This window comes from Caulobacter sp. CCNWLW153 (genome assembly GCF_036889365.1).
In the GTDB taxonomy this organism is placed as follows: domain Bacteria; phylum Pseudomonadota; class Alphaproteobacteria; order Caulobacterales; family Caulobacteraceae; genus Caulobacter; species Caulobacter radicis.
Genome location: NZ_JBAKFV010000010.1, coordinates 117,191 through 139,699 on the forward strand (window position 1 = coordinate 117,191; position 22,509 = coordinate 139,699).

The 22,509-nt window shown below is 70.2% G+C and carries 20 protein-coding genes; 11 read left to right on the forward strand and 9 right to left on the reverse strand.

Annotated elements, in window-relative coordinates; genetic code table 11:
* Positions 1–169 precede the first annotated feature (169 nt).
* From V6S85_RS16380 to phoB, 6 genes are all read left to right on the forward strand, one after another.
* Positions 170–1,627: a sensor histidine kinase gene (locus V6S85_RS16380; protein WP_116569646.1), complete on the forward strand. Its 1,458-nt coding sequence runs from the start codon at positions 170–172 to the stop codon at positions 1,625–1,627.
* A gap of 101 nt (positions 1,628–1,728) precedes the next feature.
* On the forward strand, positions 1,729–3,171 hold the full coding sequence (gene pstC / locus V6S85_RS16385) for a phosphate ABC transporter permease subunit PstC (RefSeq protein WP_116569645.1): 1,443 nt from the start codon (positions 1,729–1,731) through the stop codon (positions 3,169–3,171).
* The gene (gene pstA / locus V6S85_RS16390; RefSeq protein ID WP_116488297.1) at positions 3,164–4,477 is read left to right on the forward strand and encodes a phosphate ABC transporter permease PstA; all 1,314 of its coding nucleotides are present in this window, start codon (positions 3,164–3,166) and stop codon (positions 4,475–4,477) included. The genes pstC and pstA overlap by 8 nt, the downstream gene beginning before the upstream one ends.
* Positions 4,478–4,532: 55 nt before the next feature.
* Complete coding sequence (gene pstB / locus V6S85_RS16395) at positions 4,533–5,375, forward strand: phosphate ABC transporter ATP-binding protein PstB (protein WP_425267026.1); 843 nt, start codon at positions 4,533–4,535, stop codon at positions 5,373–5,375.
* Positions 5,376–5,394: 19 nt separating this feature from the next.
* Positions 5,395–6,087 carry a phosphate signaling complex protein PhoU gene (gene phoU / locus V6S85_RS16400; RefSeq protein WP_101716941.1) on the forward strand — a complete coding sequence of 231 codons (693 nt, stop codon included), beginning with the start codon at positions 5,395–5,397 and terminating at the stop codon, positions 6,085–6,087.
* A 21-nt stretch (positions 6,088–6,108) separates the two neighbouring features.
* A complete protein-coding gene (phoB, locus tag V6S85_RS16405; RefSeq protein ID WP_058349669.1) occupies positions 6,109–6,801 on the forward strand; it encodes a phosphate regulon transcriptional regulator PhoB in 693 nt (230 codons plus the stop codon).
* A 300-nt stretch (positions 6,802–7,101) separates the two neighbouring features.
* Here phoB and V6S85_RS16410 read toward each other — a convergent pair whose 3' ends face one another.
* Positions 7,102–7,500 carry a MerR family transcriptional regulator gene (locus V6S85_RS16410; protein ID WP_116488300.1) on the reverse strand — a complete coding sequence of 133 codons (399 nt, stop codon included), beginning with the start codon at positions 7,498–7,500 and terminating at the stop codon, positions 7,102–7,104.
* 60 nt (positions 7,501–7,560) lie between these two features.
* Here V6S85_RS16410 and V6S85_RS16415 point away from each other — a divergent pair, with 60 nt between their 5' ends.
* Entirely contained in the window at positions 7,561–8,229 is a 669-nt protein-coding gene (locus V6S85_RS16415; protein WP_334349581.1) for a cation transporter, read from the forward strand.
* 118 nt (positions 8,230–8,347) lie between these two features.
* Here the strand turns inward: V6S85_RS16415 and V6S85_RS16420 are convergent, their stop codons facing one another.
* Positions 8,348–8,971 (reverse strand): isochorismatase family cysteine hydrolase, encoded by a 624-nt coding sequence (locus V6S85_RS16420; RefSeq protein WP_334349582.1) that lies wholly within the window; start codon positions 8,969–8,971, stop codon positions 8,348–8,350.
* Positions 8,972–9,142: 171 nt separating this feature from the next.
* Positions 9,143–10,774, reverse strand: coding sequence for a PAS domain-containing sensor histidine kinase (locus V6S85_RS16425; RefSeq protein WP_334349583.1), 1,632 nt, complete (start codon positions 10,772–10,774; stop codon positions 9,143–9,145).
* Positions 10,775–10,950: 176 nt separating this feature from the next.
* Here V6S85_RS16425 and purD point away from each other — a divergent pair, with 176 nt between their 5' ends.
* The 3 genes from purD (at position 10,951) to V6S85_RS16440 (ending at position 15,139) form a co-directional block, all read left to right on the forward strand.
* Entirely contained in the window at positions 10,951–12,234 is a 1,284-nt protein-coding gene (purD, locus tag V6S85_RS16430; protein WP_116569640.1) for a phosphoribosylamine--glycine ligase, read from the forward strand.
* A 313-nt stretch (positions 12,235–12,547) separates the two neighbouring features.
* Positions 12,548–13,624, forward strand: a complete 1,077-nt coding sequence (locus V6S85_RS16435; RefSeq protein ID WP_334349584.1) for a phosphotransferase family protein — start codon at positions 12,548–12,550, stop codon at positions 13,622–13,624.
* Between the two features lie 219 nt (positions 13,625–13,843).
* Positions 13,844–15,139 carry a metal-dependent hydrolase family protein gene (locus V6S85_RS16440; protein ID WP_116569638.1) on the forward strand — a complete coding sequence of 432 codons (1,296 nt, stop codon included), beginning with the start codon at positions 13,844–13,846 and terminating at the stop codon, positions 15,137–15,139.
* Between the two features lie 137 nt (positions 15,140–15,276).
* On the opposite strand, the gene lpxK is transcribed toward V6S85_RS16440, so the two are convergent.
* The 5 genes from lpxK to V6S85_RS16465 form a co-directional block, all read right to left on the reverse strand.
* Positions 15,277–16,281 (reverse strand): tetraacyldisaccharide 4'-kinase, encoded by a 1,005-nt coding sequence (gene lpxK, locus V6S85_RS16445; protein ID WP_116569637.1) that lies wholly within the window; start codon positions 16,279–16,281, stop codon positions 15,277–15,279.
* Positions 16,278–17,552, reverse strand: a complete 1,275-nt coding sequence (locus V6S85_RS16450; RefSeq protein ID WP_442885675.1) for a 3-deoxy-D-manno-octulosonic acid transferase — start codon at positions 17,550–17,552, stop codon at positions 16,278–16,280. The genes lpxK and V6S85_RS16450 overlap by 4 nt, the downstream gene beginning before the upstream one ends.
* A gap of 2 nt (positions 17,553–17,554) precedes the next feature.
* Positions 17,555–18,568 carry a cation diffusion facilitator family transporter gene (locus V6S85_RS16455; RefSeq protein ID WP_334349586.1) on the reverse strand — a complete coding sequence of 338 codons (1,014 nt, stop codon included), beginning with the start codon at positions 18,566–18,568 and terminating at the stop codon, positions 17,555–17,557.
* Positions 18,569–18,737: 169 nt separating this feature from the next.
* The gene (locus tag V6S85_RS16460; RefSeq protein ID WP_334349587.1) at positions 18,738–19,442 is read right to left on the reverse strand and encodes a lysophospholipid acyltransferase family protein; all 705 of its coding nucleotides are present in this window, start codon (positions 19,440–19,442) and stop codon (positions 18,738–18,740) included.
* On the reverse strand, positions 19,439–21,250 hold the full coding sequence (locus V6S85_RS16465; RefSeq protein WP_334349588.1) for an ABC transporter ATP-binding protein: 1,812 nt from the start codon (positions 21,248–21,250) through the stop codon (positions 19,439–19,441). Before V6S85_RS16465 ends, V6S85_RS16460 begins: the two co-directional genes overlap by 4 nt.
* A gap of 188 nt (positions 21,251–21,438) precedes the next feature.
* On the opposite strand from V6S85_RS16465, the gene V6S85_RS16470 reads away from it, so the two are divergent.
* Positions 21,439–22,104 (forward strand): fused DSP-PTPase phosphatase/NAD kinase-like protein, encoded by a 666-nt coding sequence (locus V6S85_RS16470; protein ID WP_116569632.1) that lies wholly within the window; start codon positions 21,439–21,441, stop codon positions 22,102–22,104.
* 166 nt (positions 22,105–22,270) lie between these two features.
* On the opposite strand, the gene V6S85_RS16475 is transcribed toward V6S85_RS16470, so the two are convergent.
* Positions 22,271–22,495 carry a DUF4170 domain-containing protein gene (locus tag V6S85_RS16475; protein ID WP_101716954.1) on the reverse strand — a complete coding sequence of 75 codons (225 nt, stop codon included), beginning with the start codon at positions 22,493–22,495 and terminating at the stop codon, positions 22,271–22,273.
* Positions 22,496–22,509: the final 14 nt, after the last annotated feature.

Here is a 22,509-nt window from a genome sequence, read left to right on the forward strand (position 1 = left end):
TCCGCAACCGACACGCATCCGGGGGTTCCCCGTCTATCCCATGCTCAACGGCGGCGCCATATCTGGATCGTCGAATCATCGCATCGTCACAAAACTGGCCTAGGAGCCTTGGCCCCCGCCCGGCCTTTGTCGGAAGCCATCGCCCTTTCAAGGAGCCCGGACGCTCGCCATGCCCAGCCTCTCTCCCCTCTCGCCGGTCGCGCCGGAGCGCTGGGGCGGCGGCTTGGCCGGAGCCTGGGTCGGGGCGTGGACCGCCGCGGCCGCCGGGCCGACCGCGCTGGTGGCCATGACCGCCCTGGGCGCGGCCAGGCCGGGCGTGGCCCTGCCGGCGGCGATCCTGCTGGGCGTCGGCGGCGCTATCATGCTGCGGCGCCTGCGCCGACGGCTCGACGACTCGGTGCTCAGCCTGGCGCCCGCCGCCGCCTCGGCCGACCGCGCGCCGCCCTTCGCCGTCATTACCGAGAACCTGCCCGATCCGTTGATGGTCATCGCCGCCGAGGAGGCCGACGACCTGACCGGCCGGCGCTTCGTGTTCGCCAACGCCGCCGCCCGCGAGCGCTTCCGCATCCGGGAGGGGGCCCTGCTGGTCACCGCCGTGCGCAGCCCGCAGGTGCTGGAGGCGGTGGACGAGGCGCTGTTCGGCGGGGTCGAGCGCATGGTCGAGTGGACCGGCGTCGGCTCGCAGGGGCGCGACTGGACCGCCCAGGCCCGGCCGCTGGGCCGTGACGAGGCCGGCTCGCACCTGGCTCTGCTGGTGCTGCGCGACGAGACCGACGTGCGCCGCACCGAACGCACCCGCGCCGACTTCCTGGCCAACGCCAGCCACGAGCTGCGCACGCCGCTGGCCTCGCTGTCGGGCTTCATCGAGACCCTGCGCGGCCACGCCAAGGAGGATCCCGGCGCCCGCGACAAGTTCCTGGCCATCATGCAGGCCCAGGCCGAGCGGATGTCGCGGTTGATCGACGACCTGATGAGCCTGTCGCGCATCGAGCTCAACGAGCACATCGCCCCGGCTGGCCGCGTCGACCTGGCCATGGCCGCCCAGGACGTCATCGACGCCCTGGCCCCGCAGGCCCGCGACAAGCAGGTCGGCTTCGACGCCGTGCTGCCGCCGCGCGGCGCCGCCGTGGTCGAGGGCGACCGCGACCAGATCGTCCAGGTGATCCAGAACCTCGTCGACAACGCCATCAAGTATACGCCCAAGGACGGGACGGTGCGGGTCGAGATCTTCCCCGGCCTGACGCCGGCCACGGCCGTGGCCCCCCGCGACCCGGCCGCCGCCCGCCTGTCGCTGCTGACCCCCGACCATTCCGCCATCGAGGAATTCTACGCCGGGCTGCGGGTCAGCGACCGGGGTCCGGGCATCGCCCGCGAGCACCTGCCGCGCCTGACCGAGCGCTTCTATCGCGTCGAGGGCCAGAAGAGCGGCGAGCGCCAGGGCACGGGCCTTGGCCTGGCCATCGTCAAGCACATCGTCAACCGCCACCGGGGCGGGCTGCACGTGGAATCCGTCCGGGGCGAGGGCGCCACCTTCGGGGTCTATCTGCCGATGGCCAAGACCTTGCAGGGCAAGGATACAAGGGCCTCGGAAGAGCCCGCGCCGGGCGGTGTCGTAAAACTGTCGTAGAAACGTCGCATAAGGTCGTCGCCCGGCCGGCATAGATCGGTTGACGGGCGGGGCGGTGCAACGGGCGCCGTCTTCGCATCCAGCGCAAGACCGCTTCACGCATGCTGACCTGGCTCTCGCTCCTGTTCCTGGCGCTGTTCGCGCTGGCGGCGTTCCTGCTCGGCCGCGGCCGAGCGCTCAAGGCCGCCGGCGGCGCTTCGGTGCGCCTGCACTCGCTGCCCAACTATTACGGCGCCTACGCCGCCCTGTGGGCCGGCGCCCCCGCCGCCCTGCTCCTCCTGCTCGGCGCCGTGTTCGGCGGCCGCATCGAGGAGGCGGTGCTGCAGGCCGAGCGCCCGGCCGCCATCGCCTCGCTGACCCCCGACCGCCAGGACGTGTTCTTCAGCGACGCCCGCGCCATCGCGGCCAAGGAATCGCCGTCGGAAGTCGTCTACGAGGGCGCGCTGAAGACCGCGCTCGACGCCAAGGTCGCCGAGTCCGCCAAGATCACCGCCACGGTGCGCTACAGCACCATCGCCCTGGCCGCCCTGGTGGCCCTGATCGGCGCGCTGCTGGCGCTGCCGCGGGTGGGCCTGGAGTTCCGCGCCCGCAACCGCGTCGAAGGCTGGATCAACGGCCTTCTGATCGCCTGCTCGGTCGCCGCCGTGCTGACCACCCTGGGCATCGTGCTGTCGCTGGTCTGGGAAAGCTGGCGCTTCTTCCAGAGCGTCAATCCGCTGGCCTTCCTGTTCGGCACCGAATGGAGCCCGCAGATCGCCATGCGCGCCGACCAGGTGGCCTCGTCGGGCGCCTTCGGGGCCGTGCCGCTGTTCGCCGGCACCTTCCTGATCATGCTGATCGCCATGCTGGTGGCAGCGCCCGTCGGCCTCTACTCGGCGATCTATCTCTCGGAATACGCCGACCGCCGCGTGCGCTCGGTGGTCAAGCCGCTGCTCGAGGTGCTGGCCGGCGTGCCGACCGTCGTCTACGGCTTCTTCGCCGCCCTGACCGTGGGCCCTCTGTTCCGGGCCTTCTTCAACGCCATCGGCGAGGGCATGGCCGGCGGCCCGCTGGACGGGATCGCCCAGTACCTGATGCAGGTGCAGAACCAGATGGCCCTGGTGGCCGGCGTGGTGATGGGGATCATGCTGATCCCGTTCGTCTCGTCGCTGTCGGACGACATCATCAACGCCGTGCCGCAGAGCCTGCGCGACGGCAGCTACGCCATGGGCGCCACCAAGTCCGAGACGGTCAAGAAGGTCATCCTTCCCGCCGCCCTGCCGGGCATCATGGCCGCCATGCTGCTGGCCGTTTCCCGCGCCGTCGGCGAGACCATGATCGTGACCATGGCCGCGGGCCTGCAGGCCAAGCTGACCGCCAACCCGCTGGACACGGTCACCACCGTCACGGTGCAGATCGTCACCCTGCTGACCGGCGACCAGGAGTTCGACAGCCCCAAGACCCTCTCGGCCTTCGGCCTGGGCCTGACGCTGTTCGTCGTGACCCTGGCGCTCAACATCATCGCCCTGCGCATCGTCCAGAAGTATCGGGAACAATATGACTGACGCCGCCATCAACGCCGGCGCCGCCCCGCGCGAGCAGGGTCCCCGCCCGCAGCTCTCGGCCGCCGAGGCGCGCCTGAAGAAGCGCTACCGCTCGGAGATGTGGTTCAAGGCCCAGGGCATCGCCGCCATCGTCGTGGCGATGATCTTCCTGGTCGTGCTGGTCGGCCGCATCGTCGCCCAGGGCTACACCACCTTCGAGACCCACTCGATCAGCGTGCCGGTCTACCTGAACCCGGACCGCATCGACCGCACCGCGCTGGACGGGGTCAACTACGACTACATCGTCGCCGAGGCGGTGATGAAGAAGCTGAACATCCAGGACGACGACCTGGGCACGACGTCGGGCAAGGTCATGGACCTGGTCTCGCGCGATCTCGGCTTCCAGCTGCTCGACAAGATCAAGGCCGACCCGTCGGTGATCGGCAAGACCATCGAGGTCACCGGTCCGGTCAAGGCCGACGCCGACCTCTACTTCAAGGGCGAGATCAAGCGCTCGACCGCCGAGGAAGACCGCAAGCTCGACAACCAGCAGCTGGCCTGGCTGGACCAGCTGGAGAAGGACGGAACCGTCAAGGGCGGCTTCAACGTCGGCTTCTTCACCAAGTCCGACTCCACCGAGCCCGAACAGGCCGGCGTGCTGGGCGCGGTGGTCGGCTCGGCCCTGATGCTGGTCATCACCGCCCTGATCGCGGTGCCGGTCGGCGTGCTGGCCGCCGTCTACCTGGAAGAGTTCGCGCCCAAGAACCGCTGGACCGACGTCATCGAGGTCAACATCAACAACCTCGCGGCCGTGCCCTCGATCGTCTACGGCCTGCTGGGCTTGGCGCTCTTCATCAACTGGCTGCACGTGCCGCGCAGCTCGCCGCTGGTCGGCGGCCTAGTGCTGGCCCTGATGGCGCTGCCCACGGTGATCATCGCCACCCGCTCGGCCCTGAAGGCCGTGCCGCCCTCGATCCGCGAAGCCGCCCTCGGCGTCGGCGCCTCCCGCGCCCAGACCGTGTTCCACCACGTGCTGCCGCTGGCCATGCCCGGCGTGATGACCGGCGCCATCCTGTCTCTGGCGCATGCGCTGGGCGAGACCGCCCCGCTGCTGATGATCGGCATGGTCTCGTTCGTGCCCGGCGTGCCGGAAGGCTTCACCGGCGCCTCGACCGTCCTGCCCGTTCAGGTGTTCATCTGGGAGAACGCGTCGGAGCGGGCCTTCCACGAGCGCACCGCCGCGGCCATCCTCGTGCTTCTCGTCTTCATGATCGTCATGAACGCCGCGGCCGTCATCCTGCGCCGCCGCTTCGAACGCCGGTGGTAGGATCAAGATGACCGTCACCAACCCCAACGCTCTCGCCCTCGTCCAGGGACACGCCATGCCCACCCAGAACCGCGACGCCTCCGTCGCCGCGCCCGTGATCCACACCGCCGTGCCGCAGGGCCACGGGACGGTCGAGACCCGCGAGTTCAAGATCCGCGCCCGCGACGTCAACGTCTTCTACGGCGAGAAGCAGGCGCTGTTCGATGTCGCCCTCGACATCCCGGCCAAGTCGGTCACCGCCTTCATCGGCCCGTCGGGCTGCGGCAAGTCGACCTTCCTGCGCTGCATCAACCGGATGAACGACACCATCCCGTCGGCCCGCGTGCAGGGCTCGATCGAGATCGACGGCGCCGACGTCAACGCCAAGAGCGTCGATCCGGTGGTGCTGCGCTCGCGCGTCGGCATGGTGTTCCAGAAGCCGAACCCGTTCCCCAAGACGATCTTCGAGAACGTCGCCTACGGCCCGAAGATTCACGGCCTGGCCACGCGCAAGGACGAGCTGGAAAGCATCGTCGAGAGCAGCCTCAAGAAGGCCGGTCTCTGGAACGAGGTCGCCGACCGCCTGCACCAGCCCGGCACCGGCCTGTCGGGCGGCCAGCAGCAGCGCCTCGTCATCGCCCGCGCCATCGCCGTCTCGCCCGAAGTGATCCTGATGGACGAGCCCTGCTCGGCGCTGGACCCGATCGCCACGGCCAAGATCGAGGAACTGATCGACGAGCTGCGCAGCCAGTTCTGCATCGTCATCGTCACCCACTCGATGGCCCAGGCCGCCCGCGTGTCGCAGAAGACCGCCTTCTTCCACCTGGGCAAGCTGGTCGAGAGCGGACCGACCGAGGAGATGTTCACCAATCCTCGCGACAGCCGCACCCAGGACTACATCACCGGCCGCTTCGGCTAAGCCAGAGGGGACGAGGCACATGACCGAACATACCGTCAAATCCTACGGCGAAGAGCTGAACCACCTGACCGCCGAGGTGACCCGCATGGGCGGCCTCGCCGAAGCCCAGGTCGCCGACGCCGTCGACTGCATCGCCCGCCGCGACGCCCCGCTGGCCCAGCTGGTGGTCGGCCGCGACGAGCGCCTCGACAGCCTGCAGGTCGAGATCGAGCGCAAGGCCTTCCGCCTGATCGCCCTGCGCCAGCCGATGGCCGTGGACCTGCGCCACGCCGTCGCCGCCCTGAAGATCTCGATGAGCCTCGAGCGCTGCGGCGACATGGCCAAGAACATCGGCAAGCGCGCCCTGATCCTGACCGAGGCCGAGCCGATGAGCGCCCTGACCCGCTCGATCGAGCGCATGGGCCGACTGGTGCAGAGCCGCCTGAAGGACGTGCTGGACGCCTACACCGCCTCGGACGTGCAGCGCGCCATCAACGTCTGGAGCAGCGACGAGGAAGTCGACGAGCACTACAACTCGATCTTCCGCGAACTGCTGACCTACATGATGGGCGATCCGCGCACGATCAACGCGTGCACGCATCTGCTGTTCGTCGCCAAGAACCTCGAGCGGATCGGCGATCACGCCACCAACATCGCCGAGATCATCCATTTCGAGCTGACGGGCGAGGAGATCATCTCCCAGCGTCCCAAGCTCGACGTCGTCGCTCAGTAAGCTTTCGGGAGGCCTTTAGAAGTGACTCCGTACGTTCTGGTGGTCGAGGACGAGGACGCCCTGGCCACCTTGCTTCACTACAATCTCGACAAGGAAGGCTACCAGGTCGCGGTGGCCGCCGACGGCGAGGAAGCCCTGACCCTGGCCAGCGAACGCGCGCCGGACCTCGTCATCCTCGACTGGATGCTGCCCAAGGTCTCGGGCATCGAGGTCTGCCGCCGCCTGCGCGGCCGCACCGACACCCGCAACGTGCCGATCATCATGCTGACGGCGCGCGGCGAGGAAAGCGACCGCATCCGCGGCCTCGACACCGGCGCCGACGACTATGTGGTCAAGCCGTTCTCGATGGTCGAGCTGACCGCCCGCGTCCGCGCCGTGATGCGCCGCATCCGCCCGGCCCTGGCCGACGACCGCATCACGGTCGGCGACATCGTCATCGACCGGGTGGCCCACCGCGTGAAGCGCCAGGGCAAGGAAGTGCACCTTGGCCCGACCGAGTTCCGCCTGCTCGACTACCTGATGCAGCACCCGGGCCGGGTGTTCAGCCGCGAACAGCTGCTGGACGCCGTCTGGGGCTCGGACGTCTATGTCGAGGCCCGCACGGTGGACGTCCACATCGGCCGCCTGCGCAAGGCCCTGAACGGCTCCACCGAAGCCGACCCGATCCGCACCGTGCGCTCGGCCGGCTATTCGCTGGACGTCGAGGCGGCTTAAAAGGGGTTCCCTCTCTCTGAGAGAGAGGGAGGGGCCCACGCCAAGGGCGTGGGAGGGTGAGAGGTTACAGTCTCACCGGACAAGGCGCCGTCCCCCAAGCCACCCGTCATCCCGGAAAGCCCGAAGGGCTTATCCGGGACCCAGGGGCCGACGCAGTGCGGCGACCCCGGCTCTCCGGTACGCGGCGCCCGGATGACGATGGAAGAGAGCGGTCTGAGGTTTCCCGGCCAGCGCTGAAACCTCTCACCCTCCCACCGCTCGCGCGGCGGGCCCCTCCCTCTCTCAAAGAGAGAGGGGCGATCATTTTCCCCGCAGCCGCCCGATGATCTCGCAGTCGGCCACCGTGTCGGCGCGGCAGTGGCCCAGCATGTCCTGCAGTTCGGCCCGCATGGCCGTGAGGTCGGCGATCTTGCGCTCGACCTCGGCCAGCTGATCGCGGGCCAGGGCGTCGACCTCGCCGCAGGGGCGGTCGGCGCCGTCGGCCAGGTCCAGCAGCGCCCGGATGGCGTCGAGCCCGAAGCCCAGGTCGCGCGAGCGCTTGACGAAGGCCAGCCGCCGCTCGTGGCCGGTCTCGTAGGCGCGGTAGTTGCCTTCCGTGCGCGGCGGCTTGGGCAGGAGGCCCATGCGCTCGTAGTAGCGGATGGTCTCGACCGGCACGCCGGTGCGGCGGGCGAGGTCTCCGATGGATAGTGCAGGCATGCTCTTGACCCTGTAGCGACTACAGGGTGCAGAGATGGGGCCTTCTTCGAGGAGGTCCAGATGTCCGGCTGCTGCGGCGACGATCTTTGCAAGCCACAGAGCGCTCCACCGGCGGGGCGCTGGCGCCTGGCGCTGTGGATCGCGCTGGTGGTCAACGGCGGCATGTTCCTGGTCGAGGGAACGGCGGGCCTGCTGTCAGGCTCGGCGGCGCTGCAGGCCGACAGCCTCGATTTTCTCGGTGACGCGGCCAACTACGCCATCAGCCTGGGCGTGGCCGGCATGGCCCTGGCCTGGCGGGCCCGGGCGGCGATGCTGAAGGGAGCGACCATGCTGGCCTTCGGGGCCTGGGTCAGCGGCGCCACGCTGTGGGGCGTGTTCGAGGGCCGCACGCCGCAGGCGCCGGTGATGGGGGCCCTGGGCCTGGCCGCGCTGGTCGCCAACGTCGCCGTGGCGATCATGCTGTTTGGCTTCCGCACGGGCGACGCCAACATGCGCTCGGTGTGGATCTGCTCGCGCAACGACGCCATCGGCAATGTGGCGGTGATGCTGGCGGCGCTGGGCGTGTTCGGCACGAACTCGCGCTGGCCCGACCTGCTGGTGGCCGGAGTGATGGCGCTGCTGGCCCTGCAGGGCGGCTGGGAGATCGTCCGCCAGGCGCGCGGCGAACTGCGCCTCGCCAACACCCCGCCGGCCCCCGCCCGCTTCAGCGTGGCGGCGCGGAAGCGCTGACGTCGTGCGTGGTCCCCGCCCTTCGACGGGCTCAGGGTGAGGACCAATTTAGGCGCGGTAACCGAAAACCTCATCCTGAGCTTGTCGAAGGACGAGGTTTTCGCTCCGCAAGGCGGGCTTAGGGCTGGCCCAGAGCCGCCGTCACCGCCTCGGCCGTCAGGATGGCGTGGGCGTAGGTCGGGGCGTTGATGGCGTGGGCCGCGTGCAGGGCCTCGTCGGTGAAGGCCGCCGTGGCGTCGGTGACCAGGGTGACGTGGTAGCCCAGTTCCGAGGCGAAGCGGCCGGTGCCCTCGATGCAGGTGTTGGCCACCAGGCCGATCAGGATCACGTGGGTGATCTCGCGCTGCTTGAGGCGGTAGTCCAGGTCGGTATTGGCGAAGCCGCTGGAGCCCCAGTGCTCGGTGACGATCACGTCGCCGGGCAGGGGCGCGAAGTCGGGGTGCCACTGGCCGCCCCAGCCGTCCTTCTCGAACACCATCGCCCGGGCGCTGCCTTGCAGGTAGGGCGAGGGATGCTTCCAGCCGTCGAGATCGCCCAGGGCGAAGCGGTGATGGGGCACGATGAACACCGGCAGGCCCGCCGCCCGCGCCGCCGCCGTCACGGCCGCCAGCCGCGCGTGCAGCCCTTCGGCCCCCTTGGTCGCCGCCACCCTGGGCCACAGCTTGCCGCCGTCGGCCAGGAAGTCGTTGTAGGGATCCACGAACAACAGGGCGGTGCGGTCCCTGGGATAGGCGTCGGGCATGGCGAGGCTCCTGGCGGCGTGACCGTCAAGAAGCGCGCTCGGCGGAAGGAAGGCTTGGACGATCCGGTCGTGGCGGGCCCTCTATCCGCCTCCAAAACTCGCGTCATTCCCGCCCTTGCGGCTGGCAGAGGGGTTCCCGCCACAAGGGCGGGAAGACGGGATGAATGGGTGTTAAACCCGCTCCGTCGCCAGTTCGCAGGCCTCGGCGATGGCGTCGAACAGGGCGGAGACCGTGATCGGCTTGGCCAGGTGCAGGTCGGCGCCGGCCGCCAGGCAGGCTTCCACCTGGTGGGGCATGGCGTTGGCGGTCAGCGAGATGATCGGGATGCGCCCGCGGCCGGCGGCCCGCTCGCGCTGGCGGATCTCCTGGATGGCCGTCAGTCCGTCCATCACCGGCATCTGGGTGTCCATCAGAACGAGGTCGAAGTCCTGCGCCTGGTAGGCGCGCAGGGCCGCCTCGCCGTCCTCGGTGACGACCACGTCGGCGACGCCGTCGAGCATCAGCTCGACCACCCGCTGGTTGGTCGGGTGGTCCTCGGCCAGCAGCACCCGCAGACGCTCGGGCGTGGCGGCCTTCGGCGCGCGCCGGGCCGGCGCCGGGGCTTCCGGGGCGGCCGGGGCGAGACGGGCGGTCAGGGTGAAGCGGGCGCCTTCGCCGGGCGTCGAGACGCAGGCGATGTCGCCGCCCATCAGCTTGGCGAAGCGCTGGGCGATCGACAGGCCAAGGCCCGAGCCGCCGAACCGGCGGGTGATCGAGCCGTCGCCCTGCACGAAGCGCTCGAACAGGCTGGCCTGCACCTCGGGCGTGAAGCCCTCGCCGGTGTCCTCGACGGTGAGGGTCAGCAGCACCTCGTCGCCATCAGGCCCTTCGACGGCCCTGGCGCCGGCGTGGACGCTGACCGAGCCCTCGCAGGTGAACTTCACCGCGTTGCTGATCAGGTTGTTGACGATCTGGCCGAACTTCAGCGCGTCTCCGGTGACCCGCTGCGGGAAGGGCTCGTCGAACTTCAGCGAGAAGGACAGCCCCTTCTGGTGGGCCAGGCCCTCGAAGGTGGCCGCGCAGGCGGTCACCGCCGCGCGCAGGTCGAAGGGCGCGGCTTCCAGCTCGATCTCGCCGGCCTCGATCTTGGCCAGATCCAGGATCCCGCTGAGCAGGGCGTTCAGGGTGCGGCCGGAGCTGAGGATCACGTCCATCATCTCGCGCTGGCGCGGGGTCAGCTCGGTCTGGGCCAGCACCTGGGCCATGCCCAGCACGCCGTTCAGCGGGGTGCGGATCTCGTGGCTCATATTGGCCAGGAATTCTGACTTGGCGACGCTGGCGGCGCGGGCCCGTTCGAGCGCGGCCTCCAGCGCGATCGCCGACTTCTTCCGCTCGGTGATGTCCTCGCTGATGATCAGCAGCAGCTTCTCGTCGCCCTCGCCGGGGATGGCGATCTTCTTGGTCTGCAGCCAGCGGTCGCCGTTGTGCGGGGTCTTCAGGGGCTCTTCGTCGATCACCCACAGGCGGTCGCTGGCCAGCACCTTGGCGTCCATCTCGGCGAAGAAGGCGGCCTGCTCGGGCGGGAAGAAATCGGCGTCGTTGCGGCCGATCAGGTCCTCGCGCGGCACGCCCAGCAGTTCCTCGCCCGTGCGGTTGACCAGCACGAAGCGGCCGTCGCGGCCGTTCTTGACCACCAGCATGGCCGGCACGCTCTCGACCACGGCGTCGAGGAAGGCCCAGGAGTGCAGGGCTTTCGACGGGTGGGAAGCGGCGTCCGACGCGGCCGCTGGGTCGCGCGGAAGGTGATGGTCGTCCTTGGCCATGTGTCTCGAGGCAGCCCCGTGGCGCGCGTCCTGCCCTGGACGCGCGAATTTGCACAGAAAGAAGCCCGCGCGCGGGGCGCCTGGCAATCGGGCCAAGCGTCGCAGGAGGGGGTGATGGACGATCGGACGCAGCGGGCGCTTGACCCGCGCCCCCGCGCGCGCGACATCCCCGGTTCATGGAAAAGCTGACCATCCTCCTCGTCGGGTCCGGCGGGCGCGAGCACGCCCTGGCCTGGAAGATCGCGCAATCGCCGCTGTGCGGCCGCCTCGTCGCCGCCCCGGGCAATCCGGGCATCGCGGCCATGGCCGAGCTGGCCGCCGTCAAGGCGACCGACGCCGACGGCCTGGTGGCCCTGGCCCGGGAGATCGGCGCGGACCTGGTGGTGGTCGGGCCGGAGTCGGCGCTCGAAGTCGGCCTCGCCGACAAGCTGGCGCAGATCGGCATTCCCTGCTTCGGCGGCAGCCAGCGCGCCGCCCAGCTGGAAACCTCCAAGGCCTTCACCAAGGACTTCTGCAAGCGCCACGACCTGCCGACGGCGGCCTACGGCGTGTTCGAGGACGCGGCCAGCGCCGGCGTCTTCCTCGACACGCTGGAAGCGCCGTTCGTGATCAAGGCCGACGGCCTGGCCGCCGGCAAGGGCGTCGTGATCGCCGAGACGCGCGAGGCGGCCGACGCGGCGGTGGTCGACATGCTGGGCGGCCGCTTCGGCTCGGCCGGCGCTCGCGTCGTCATCGAGGAGTTCATGCACGGCGAGGAGGCCTCCCTCTTCGCGGTGTGCGACGGCAAGACCGCCGTCCTCTTCGGCGCGGCCCAGGACCACAAGCGCGCCTATGACGGCGACGAGGGTCCCAACACCGGCGGCATGGGCACCTATTCGCCGCCGCCCGTGCTGACGCAAGCCCTGGTCGAGCAGGCCTGGCGCGAGCTGATCGTGCCGACCGTCGAGGGCATGGCCGCCGAGGGCAATCCGTACGTGGGCGTGCTCTATGCCGGCCTGATGCTGACGCCGGCGGGCCCCAAGCTCGTCGAATACAACGCCCGCTTCGGCGATCCGGAGTGCCAGGTGCTGATGCTGCGTCTGGAAAGCGACATCGTCCCGACCCTGCTGGCCGCGGCGCTAGGTCAGCTGGCGAGCGCCGAGCCGCCCAAGTGGCGCGACGAGGCGGCGATCTGCGTGGTGCTGGCCGCCGAGGGCTATCCCGACGCCCCCAAGACCGGCGGCCTGATCCAGGGCGCCGAGGCCGACTACGGCCACGAGGCCGAGATCTTCCACGCCGGCACGACCCGCGACGCCGATGGCAAGCTGGTGGCCTCCGGCGGCCGGGTGCTCAACGTCTGCGCCCTGGGCGCGACCCTGCACGAGGCCCGCGACGTGGCCTATGCCGCCCTGGGCACGGTGTCGCTGGAAGGCGGCTTCTACCGCAGCGACATCGGCTGGCGGGCGCTCAGCCAGCACTGAGCGGGGGAGGCCCCCTCGGTCGCGGAGTTTATCCTCGGGCCAGCCTTTGGCTGGACCCGGGGGCGACAGCTCCCCCGGAGGGGGAGCATCTGCTTGGCGCCGACGCTTCCAGATCCTCCCCCTTTGGGGGAGGTGGCCCAGAGGGCCGGAGGGGGGACGTTTTCAGCTTCCGCTGAAGCGGCCCATCTCGCAGTACTCCCCTCTCCGTCGGCTTCGCCGACACCTCTCCCACAGGGAGAGGGTCTGTTGCTGCTTGCCACCCGCGCTTCCGCCTCTAAACTCCCATTCAAACAAATGTTGGGAGTGAAGCGCCGTGGCCGAGCCGTCCGCTCAGGAGCTGAATTCGGGCACCAAGCCGGTCGATCCGCGCCATGCGATCGACGAGGCCGCCCTGGCCGCCTGGCTGGAGGCCAATGTCGAGGGCTATGCCGGCCCGCTTGAGGTGCGCCAGTTCAAGGGCGGGCAATCCAACCCCACCTACCAGCTCGTGACGCCCGCCAAGCGCTACGTCCTGCGCCGCAAGCCGCCCGGCAAGCTGCTGCCCAGCGCCCACGCCGTCGATCGTGAGTTCAAGGTGATCTCGGGCCTGCACCAGGCCAGCTTCCCCGTCGCCCGGCCCTACGCCCTGTGCATGGACGAGGGCGTGATCGGCACGATCTTCTACGTGATGGACAACGTCGAGGGCCGCATCCTCTGGGACGGCACGCTGCCCGACTATCAGCCGGCCGAGCGGCGGGCGATCTACGAGGCCCAGATCGACACCCTGGCGGCCCTGCACACCGTTGACTACGCCGCCGTTGGCCTGGCCGACTACGGCAAGCCGGGCAACTACTTCACCCGCCAGATCGACCGCTGGACCAAGCAGTACCGCGCAAGCGAGACGACGAAGATCGACGAGATGGACCGGCTGATCGACTGGCTGCCGGCCAGCGCGCCGGCCGACGACCAGACCTCGATCGTCCATGGCGACTACCGTCTCGACAACATGATCCTGCATCCCACCGAGCCGAAGGTGATCGCGGTGCTGGACTGGGAGCTGTCGACCCTGGGCAATCCGCTGGCCGACTTCACCTACTTCCTGATGAACTGGGTGATGCCGTCCGACCAGCGCGGGGGCCTGGCCGAGATCACCGACCTGACGGCCTACGGCATCCCGACCATTGAGGAGGCCGTGGCCCGCTACTGCGCCGCCACGGGCCGGAAGGGCCTGCCGCAGCTGGACTGGTACTTCAGCTACAACCTCTTCCGCCTGGCCGGCATCTGCCAGGGCATCGTCGGCCGCGTGCGCGACGGCACCGCCGCCAGCGCCCATGCCCAGCTGATGGAGGCCCGGGTGCCGGTGCTGGCCAAGGGGGCGTGGGCCTTCGCGCGGAAGGCGGGGGCGGCGTAAGGAACCTCCCCCTGTGGGGGAGGCGATCGCGAAGCGATCGGTGGGGGGAGATCGGCCGCCTCCGCGGATGTTGAAAACGGCCCCCCTCCGTCGGCTTTGCCGACACCTCCCCCAGAGGGGGAGGATCTACGAAATATGGCGTGACGCCTCGCTCGCGCCCCGCCATCCTGCCGCAAACGCCCCTGGGGAGGGGCGAGATCGTTCAGAGGGGCTCTCTTCATGCGTATCCGTTTCCTGGCCGCCGCGCTCGGCGTCGCGGCCGCCGCCCTGTCGTTCGCGGCGGCTCAAGCGGCCGGTCCGCTGACCTTCGTCCAGGCCGGCAAGCTGCTGGCCGACCCGGCCAGCGGCAAGGTCGAGACCGCCAAGACGGTGGTGCTGCAGGACGGCAAGGTGGTGAGGATCGCCGACGGCTACGTGTCCGAGCCCGGCGGGGTGGTGGTCGACCTCAAGGACCGCTTCGTGCTGCCCGGCTTCATCGACAGCCACGTGCACCTGACCGGCCAGCAGGGCCCGACCTCGCGCCTCGACGAGGTGACCCAGTCGTCGGCCGACCAGGCCATGGTCGGGGCCGGCTACGCCCGCAAGACCCTGATGGCCGGCTTCACCACCGTCGCCGACCTGGGGGCCGACAACGCCGCCATCTTCGCCCTGCGCGCCGGCGTCAAACGCGGCGACGTCGTGGGCCCGCGGATCATCGCCGCCGGCTCGGCCGTGTCGATCCACGGCGGCCACGGCGACGTCAACGGCTACAGCGAGGAGGTCATGCACGTGCTGCGGCCGGAATCGGTGTGCTCGGGCCCCGACGACTGCCGCCGCGCGGTGCGCGAGCAGGTCTGGCGCGGCGCCGACATCATCAAGATCACCGCCACCGGGGGCGTGCTGTCCAACACCGCAGCGGGCCTGAGCCAGCAGTTTTCCGACAACGAACTGGCCGCCATCGTCGAGAGCGCCCACCGCATGGGCCGTCGCGTCACCGCCCACGCGCACGGCGTCGACGGCATCAACGCCTTCCTCAAGGCCGGCGGCGACTCCATCGAGCACGGCACCTATCTCGACAACGACAGCATCGCCCTCTTCAAGAAGAACGGCGCCTATCTGGTGCCGACCCTGATGGCCGGCGACTACGTGGCCCGCATCGCCGCCAGCCCGGGCAACTTCTTCACGCCCGCCCAGACCGCCAAGGCCCTGGAAGCCGGCCCCAAGATGCTGGACATGGCCCGCCGGGCCAACGCCGGCGGCGTCAAGATCGCCTTCGGCACCGACAGCGGCGTCTCGGCCCACGGCGACAACGCCTACGAGTTCGTGCTGCTGAACCGCGCGGGCCTGTCGCCGCTGGACGCCATCCGCGCCGCCACCGTCAACGCCGCCGACCACCTGGGCGTCTCGGCCGAGGTCGGCTCGCTGGCCCCGGGCAAGGCCGCCGACCTGGTGGCGGTGTCGGGCGACCCCCTGGCGGATGTATCGGTGCTCCAGAAGGTGGAGACGGTGATCAAGGGCGGGGTGGTCGTCAAATAAGCCCTCTCCCCTTGCGGGAGAGGGTGGCCTCCCGGAGGGAGGTCGGGTGAGGGGTCTCTCAGAAGGTTGCGGACAGGCTTTTCGACCCCTCATCCGTCATCCTTCGGATGACACCTTCTCCCGCAAGGGGAGAAGGATCAGGAAACCCCCGCCAGCACCCGCGCCAGCGCTTCCTCATCCTCGAACCGGGCCCGCACGGGCCAGGCCGCGACGCGTTCGCGCCAGGCGGGGGGCAGGCGGATCCAGTCCTTCTCGGTGGTGATCAGGCTGGCGCCGAGGTCACGGGCGCGTTCGGCCAGGCCCCGCAGGGTGTCTTCGCTATAGGCGCCGTGGTCGGGGAAGGGGGCGAAGTCGACGAGGTCGCAGCCGGCGGCCTGCAGGGCGCGCTCGACCTTCCACGGCTTGCCGACGCCGGCGAAGCCGACCTGCGGCCCGCCCGGCGGCGGGGCGGCCGGCTCCAGCCGGGCGATCAGCACGGGCTTGGAGGCCAAGAGGTCGAGCAGGGCCGGATCGGCTTGCGGCAGGTCGGCCGGCAGCAGCACGATCACCGCGTCGGCGCGCGCCAATCCTACGGCGAGGGGCTCGCGCATGGGCCCGGCGGGAAACACCCGGCCGTCGCCGAACGGCCACTCGTCGTCGCGTGTCTCGCCGTCGACCACCACCAGCGACAGGGTCTTGGCCAGGTCCGGGTTCTGGTGGCCGTCGTCCATGACGATGACCTGGGCGCCGGCCGCGGCGGCGGCGGTCGCCCCGGCCACGCGGTCGCGCGAGATCCAGATCGGGAAGTCCTGGGCCAGCATCAGCGGCTCGTCGCCGACCTCGCCGGCCTTGTGGCGGCTCGGATCCACCCGCAGCGGCCCTTTCAGCGAGCCGCCATAGCCGCGCGACAGGCCATGGGCCGCCACGCCGCCGTTGTTCAGCACAAGCAGCAGTTCGCGCACGATCGGGGTCTTGCCCACGCCCCCGGCGGTGAGGTTGCCGACGCAGATCACCGGCGCGCCCGGATCGGCCGGGGTCGCCCTGGCGATGCGGCGGGCGGTGGCGCTGGCCCAGATCCACGACAGCGGGGTCAGCAGGGCGCGGGTCAGCGGGGCTGGGCCGCCCTCGCGGCGATACCACCAGCGGGGGGTCGAAAGCTTCATGCGGAAACCCCTTGCACAAGGTTGGGCGGCGCGAGTTCGAGGATGCGCGACAGGCCCGCCTGCGCGGCGGCGTCGCGGGCCTCGACGAAGGCCCTGGCGCGGGCCGCCTGGGCCTTGAGCCGCTCGGGCGTCTCCAGCATGGCCGACAGCCGCTGGCCCAGCACCGGGCCGTCGGCATAGGTCACGCCCTCGACGGCGGCCAGGTCGGCATAGGCGGTCAGCCAGTTCTCGACGTGGGGACCCGAGACGATCGGGCAGTCCAGACGCGCCGGCTCCAGCGGGTTGTGCCCGCCGATCCCGGGAACCAGGCTGCCGCAGACCAGGGCCAGGTCGGCGAGGCGATACCACAGGCCCAGCTCGCCCAGGGTGTCGGCGACGATCACCTCGGCCACGGCGTCAGGCGCCTGGCTGCGGCGCACCGCCTCGAGGCCGCGGGCCTTGGCCATCTCCAGGACCGCCTCGCCCCGAGCCGGGTGGCGCGGAACGATCACCAGGCGCGGGGCCAGGTGGAAGCCGGCCACGGCGTCGAGCACGATCTCGTCCTCGCCGGGGTGGGTGCTGGCGGCCAGCAGCAGCGGCCGATCGTCCAGCTGGAAGCGCAGGCGGGCGTACTCGGCCTCGTCGACCGGCAGGGGCGGCGAGCCGAACTTCAGGTCGGCTTCCCCGGCCACGGTTCCGCCCAGGCTGGCGAAGCGGTCGGCGGCGCGGCCATCCTGGGCCAGGATCAGGTCGAAGCCCGCGAACAGCCAAGCCGCCGCCAGGGGGCGCGCCTGCCAGCTGCGATAGCTCTTGTCCGACAGCTTGGCCGAGACCAGGGCGAGCTTGGTTCCCCGCGCCTTGGCCCCCAGCAGCAGGTTGGGCCACAGTTCGCTCTCGACGAAGACGGCCAGGTCCGGCCGCCAGTGGTCGAGGAAGCGGGCCGCGCCGCTCGGCGTGTCGACGGGCAGGTACTGGTGGATCGCGCCCGGCGGCAGGCGCTTGGCCAGAAGCTCGGCGGACGTGACGGTGCCCGAGGTGACCAGCACGCTGGCGTCGGGGCGCTCGGCGCGCAGGCGCTCGACCAGCGGCAGGATCGACAGGCTCTCGCCGACGCTGGCGCCGTGCAGCCAGACCAGCACGCCGGGCGGGCGCGGAATCGCGGGGCGACCGAGGCGCTCGTCGAGCCGGGTGGGATCTTCCTTGCCCTTGCCGGCGCGCCTGCGCAGCAGGGCCGGCGCGATCGGCGTCAGGGCCGTGGTCGCGGCGCGATAGAGGGCCAGGGAGAAGGGCAGGCTCACACGCTGCCTTCGGCGGCCAGGGCGCAGGGATGGGCCTGCCCGCCGCGCTCGATCTGGATGGTCGAGTGGCCGATGTTGAAGCGCTTGGACAGTTGCCCGCAGACGTCGTGCAGGAACTGGTCGTGGTCGGCCTCGTCGGGACGCACCAGGTGGGCGGTCATCGCCGTCTCGGTGGTGCTCATGGCCCAGATGTGCAGGTCGTGCACCTCGGCCACGCCCGGTTGGGCGGCCAGCCAGTCGGCGACGGCCTTGGGATCGATGCCGCGCGGGGCGGCGTCCAGCGCCAGGTCCAGGGAGTCGCGCAGCAGGCCCCAGGTGCCCAGCACGATGACCACGACGATGGCCAGGCTGACCACCGGATCCAGCCACAGCCAGCCGGTGGCCCACATGGCCAGGGCCGCGACCACCACGCCGGCCGAGACGGCGGCGTCGGCGGCCATGTGCAGGAAGGCGCCCCGCACGTTGAGGTCGTCCTTGCTGCCCTTCATGAACATCAGGGCCGTGGCGGTGTTGATGGCGATGCCGATGGCCGCGACGATCATCACCGGGCCGGTCTGCACCGGCTGCGGGTCGGCGAAGCGGCGCACGGCCTCCCAGGCGATGGCGCCGACCGCCACCAGCAGCAGGGCGGCGTTGGTCAGCGAGGCCAGGATGGTGCCCTTGCGCAGGCCGTAGGTGCGCCGGCCGGTGGGCGCGCGCTTGGCCAGCACCGAAGCCCCCCAGGCCAGCAGCAGGCCCAGCACGTCGGAAAGATTGTGCCCGGCGTCGGCCAGCAGGGCCAGCGAGCCGGTGAAGAAGCCGGCGGCGGCCTCGGCGGCCACGAAGGCCAGGTTCAGCGCCGTGCCGATGGCGAAGGCGCGCCCGAAGTCGGCCGGGGCGTGGCTGTGTCCGTGATGCCCGTGGCCGTGGCCATGCGAATGACCGTGGGCGTGCCCATGGTGATGCTCATGACCGTGGTCATGGTCATGATGATCGTGGTCGTGATCGTGGCCCGGATGGTCGTGCGGCATGGGTCTACATCCCACCAAGGCGGGCGGGGATCAATCGTCGAGAACCTCCCCCTGTGGGGGAGGCGATCGCGAAGCGATCGGCGGGGGGAGAAATCGGCCGGTTCCGCGGAAGCTGAAAACGGCCCCCCTCCGTCGGCTTCGCCGACACCTCCCCCAGAGGGGGAGGATTTCAGTCCTCCAACCCCACCAGTTCTTCCGCCCGCCTCGTCACGGCCGAAAGTCGGTCGGCCCAGTCTTCGGCGAGGGTCTCGGGATCGTCGCCGCGGCCCGCGCCCGTGGGGCCGTCCCAGACCATGGCGGCCTTGGCGAAGGGCAGGGGGATCAGGGTGGCGTCCCAGGAGCCCAGGCGGATGCAGGGCTTGGCGGCCAGGCCGACGAAGATCACCGGCGCGCCGGTGACGCGGGCCAGGGACGGCGTGCCCTTCTCCATGTGCTCGGCCGGGCCGCGCGGGCCGTCGGGGGTGATGGCGATGCCGCCGCCGTCCTTCACCCACTTGACCATGTCGCGGAAGGCCTGCTCGCCGTGTTTGTTCTTGGCCAGATCCGTCTTCTTTGCCGACGAGCCGCGGATCGACGGGAAGCCCAGCTTTTCGACCGTGCGGGCGATGAATTCGCCGTCGTTGGACAGCGAGATCAGGGCGCGCATGTCCTGGCGGGCCGGGCTCTGCGGCCAGGAGAGCGGCGACATCGGGATCCGCGAGTGCCAGAAACACAGGATCGCGCCCGTCCCCTTGGTGCGGCCCTGGGCCCACACGGCCTCGGCCTTGTCCTGGCCCTCGACGGTCATGCGCAGGGTCATGAAGACGAGCTTGGAATAGCCGGCGAAGATCGAGGACAGGATCTTGATGACCAGGGGGGAACGCAGAGGCCTCAAGAGGCGGTCTCCTCGGAATCCGGAGTGGGGGCGTGGTCGAGGTCCTGGGCCTTGGCCAGGCGGGCGTAGAGGCCCTTGGCGCGGACCAGGCCCGCGTGGGTTCCGGTCTCGACGACGCGGCCCCTGTCGATGACGTAGATGCGGTCGGCGTGCTTCACGGTCGACAGGCGGTGGGCGATCAGGATGGTGGCGCGACCGGCCATCAGCCGCTCCAGCGCCGCCTGGACCAGGGCCTCGCTCTCGGTGTCCAGCGCGCTGGTGGCCTCGTCGAGCAGCAGGATCGGGGCGTTCTTGAGGAAGGCGCGGGCGATGGCGATGCGCTGGCGCTGGCCGCCCGACAGCCGCGTCCCGGCCTCGCCGACGCGGGTCTCGTAGCCTTCGGGCAGGACGCTGACGAAGTCGTGGGCGGCGGCCTGGCGGGCGGCGGCCTCGATCTCGGCGTCGCTGGCGTCCGGCTTGGCGTAGGCGATGTTGGCGCGGATGGTGTCGTCGAACAGGAACGGCTCCTGCGTCACCAGGGCGATGCGGTCGCGCAGGGAGGCCAGGGTCACCGAGCGCACGTCATGGCCGTCGACGCTGACCGTTCCGCCGGTCACGTCGTAGAAGCGCGGGATCAGGTTGAGGATCGAGCTCTTGCCGCCGCCCGACGGACCGACCAGGGCCACGGTCTCGCCCTTGCGCACCCGCAGCGACACGTCCGACAGGGCCGGCGCGCCTTCCCCATAGGCGAAGTCGACATGCTCGAGGCTCACCGAGCCGTCGCCGGGGGGCAGCGGCGCGGCGCCGGCGGGCTCGACGATGGCCGGCGCGACGTCGAGCGCGGCGAACAGGCGGCGGGCGGCGGTGAAGCCCTCGCTGAACACCGTCTGCAGGTTGGCCACCTGGCGCAGCGACTGCGCGGCCATCAGCAGGGCGGTGAGGAAGGCGAAGAAGTCGCCGGCGGTCAGGCTGCCGCCCAGCAGGCCGGCTCCGGCGGTCGCGCGCCAGCCGGCATAGACGAAGACGGCGGCGGTGATCAGGGTGGTGAAGGTCTCGGTCGCCGGGGCGGCCATGGCCCGGGCGTTGCTGCCCTTGATCAGGTGGTGCTGGCGGCGCTCGACGACGGCGGCGACGCGGCCTTCCTCATAGGCCTCGCGGTTCTCCATCTTGACGATCTTGATGCCGTCCAGGCTCTCCATGATCGCCGTCGACAGGTTGGAGGTCTCGCCCATGGCGCCCTTGGCGGCCTTGGTGGTCTTCTTGGAGAACCGCCGCATGATCAGGCTGGCCAGCGGCGCCAGGATCAGGATGCCCGCCGCCAGGATCGGGTCGTAGTAGAACATCACGGCCAGCGCCCCGATCACCGTCAGGAACTCGCGCGCGTAGTTGACGACGCCGGTGGTCGTGGCTTCGCGGATCAGGCCGGCGTCATAGAGCACCGAGGCGACGTAGGAGCCCGAGTGGGCGCCGCGCAGGCGGGCCAGGTCGGCGCGGACCAGCTTGCCGAACAGGGCGATCTGCACGTCGCCGACCATGCCGTTGCCGATGCGGCTGATGACGGTCGACTGGATGACCTGGAAGCCGCCGCGGGCCATGGCCAGCACGGCGATGGTCAGCGGGATCGACCAGATCGCGCCCGGCTTGGGATGGGTGATCAGCTCGTCGATGGCCGGCTTGATCACCGCCGCCAGCAGGGCGCTGAGGCCCGCCACCGCGGCCGCGGCCAGCATCGACAACGCAAAGCCCTTCCAGCGCGGCCGCAGGTAGTCGCGCCAGACCCGCGCGGCCAGGGCGCGGTTGGAAAGCTCGGTCGCGGGCGCATCGGTCATGGGCGAGGGGTCGGATTTCGAGGGAGGGCTGTCAAGGACGCCGGCGCCGCACTTTTGGAATTAAAGCGTGGCGGACGCCGAAACCGCTGACACTTTCGGCTGCCACGCTTTGCGACGCCAAACGACGCGGGGGTTTTGCAATAATCCCCCGTGGGCCCTATCTAGGCGCGTTTTCAGAGGATCGCCACTTGGCCGGTTTCGACCTTTCCACGCGCTGGGGGCGCTTCAAGACCTATCTCCACTTCCTGTGGAACGACCATGCCTATCTGCGCGTGGGCTTCACCAACGCCCACTGGATCAGCCCGGAACTGGTGCGCACCAACCAGCCCTGGCCCTTCCAGCTGGCCTGGTGGAAGAAGCAGGGGATCAAGACGGTCGTGAACCTGCGCGGCGGCTTCGACGGCAGCTTCTACGCGCTGGAGAAGGACGCCTGCGAGCGCCTGGGCATCAAGATGGTCGATTTCGTGATCACCTCGCGCGAGGTGCCGATCGCCGCCCGGGTGCATGGCGCCAAGGCGCTGTTCGAGACGATCGAATATCCGGCCCTGATCCACTGCAAGTCGGGAGCCGACCGGGCGGGCATCATGAGCGTGCTCTACGCCCACTATCGCCTGGGCCTGCCGATCGAGGAGGCCAAGAAGCAGCTGTCGGGCCGCTACCTCCATATCAAGGAGGGCAACACCGGGGTGCTCGACTACACCTTCGACCAGTACCTGGAGAAGGGCGCGCCCAAGGGCCTGACCTTCACCCAGTGGGTCGACAGCGACGACTACGATCCGGTGGCGATGAAGAAGACCTTCCGCGCCGGCATGCTGGGCAAGGTGCTGACCGACAAGCTGCTGCGGCGGGAGTGATATCGTCCCTCTCCCCTTGCGGGAGAGGGTGGCCTCCCGGAGGGAGGTCGGGTGAGGGGTCTCTCAGAACTCCGGGAGAAGAGCTCTGCGGACAGGCCTTTCGACCCCTCATCCGTCATTCCTGCGGATGACACCTTCTCCCGCAAGGGGAGAAGGATCCGCTCAATTAAGCCGCGCTCGGATCCAGCAGCTTGTGGGCGTGGATGATGAAGTAGCGGGCGTGGGCGTTGTCGACGGTGGCCTGGGCCTTGGCCTTCCAGGCGGCGTGGGCGTCGTTGTAGGTCGGGTAGGCGCCGACGAATTCGACCTTCGAGAGGTCGCGGAATTCGGTGCCGGCGACATCCTTCAGTTCGCCGCCGATCACGATATGAAGAAGCTGCTTGTCGGACATGGGGGAGCAAGATC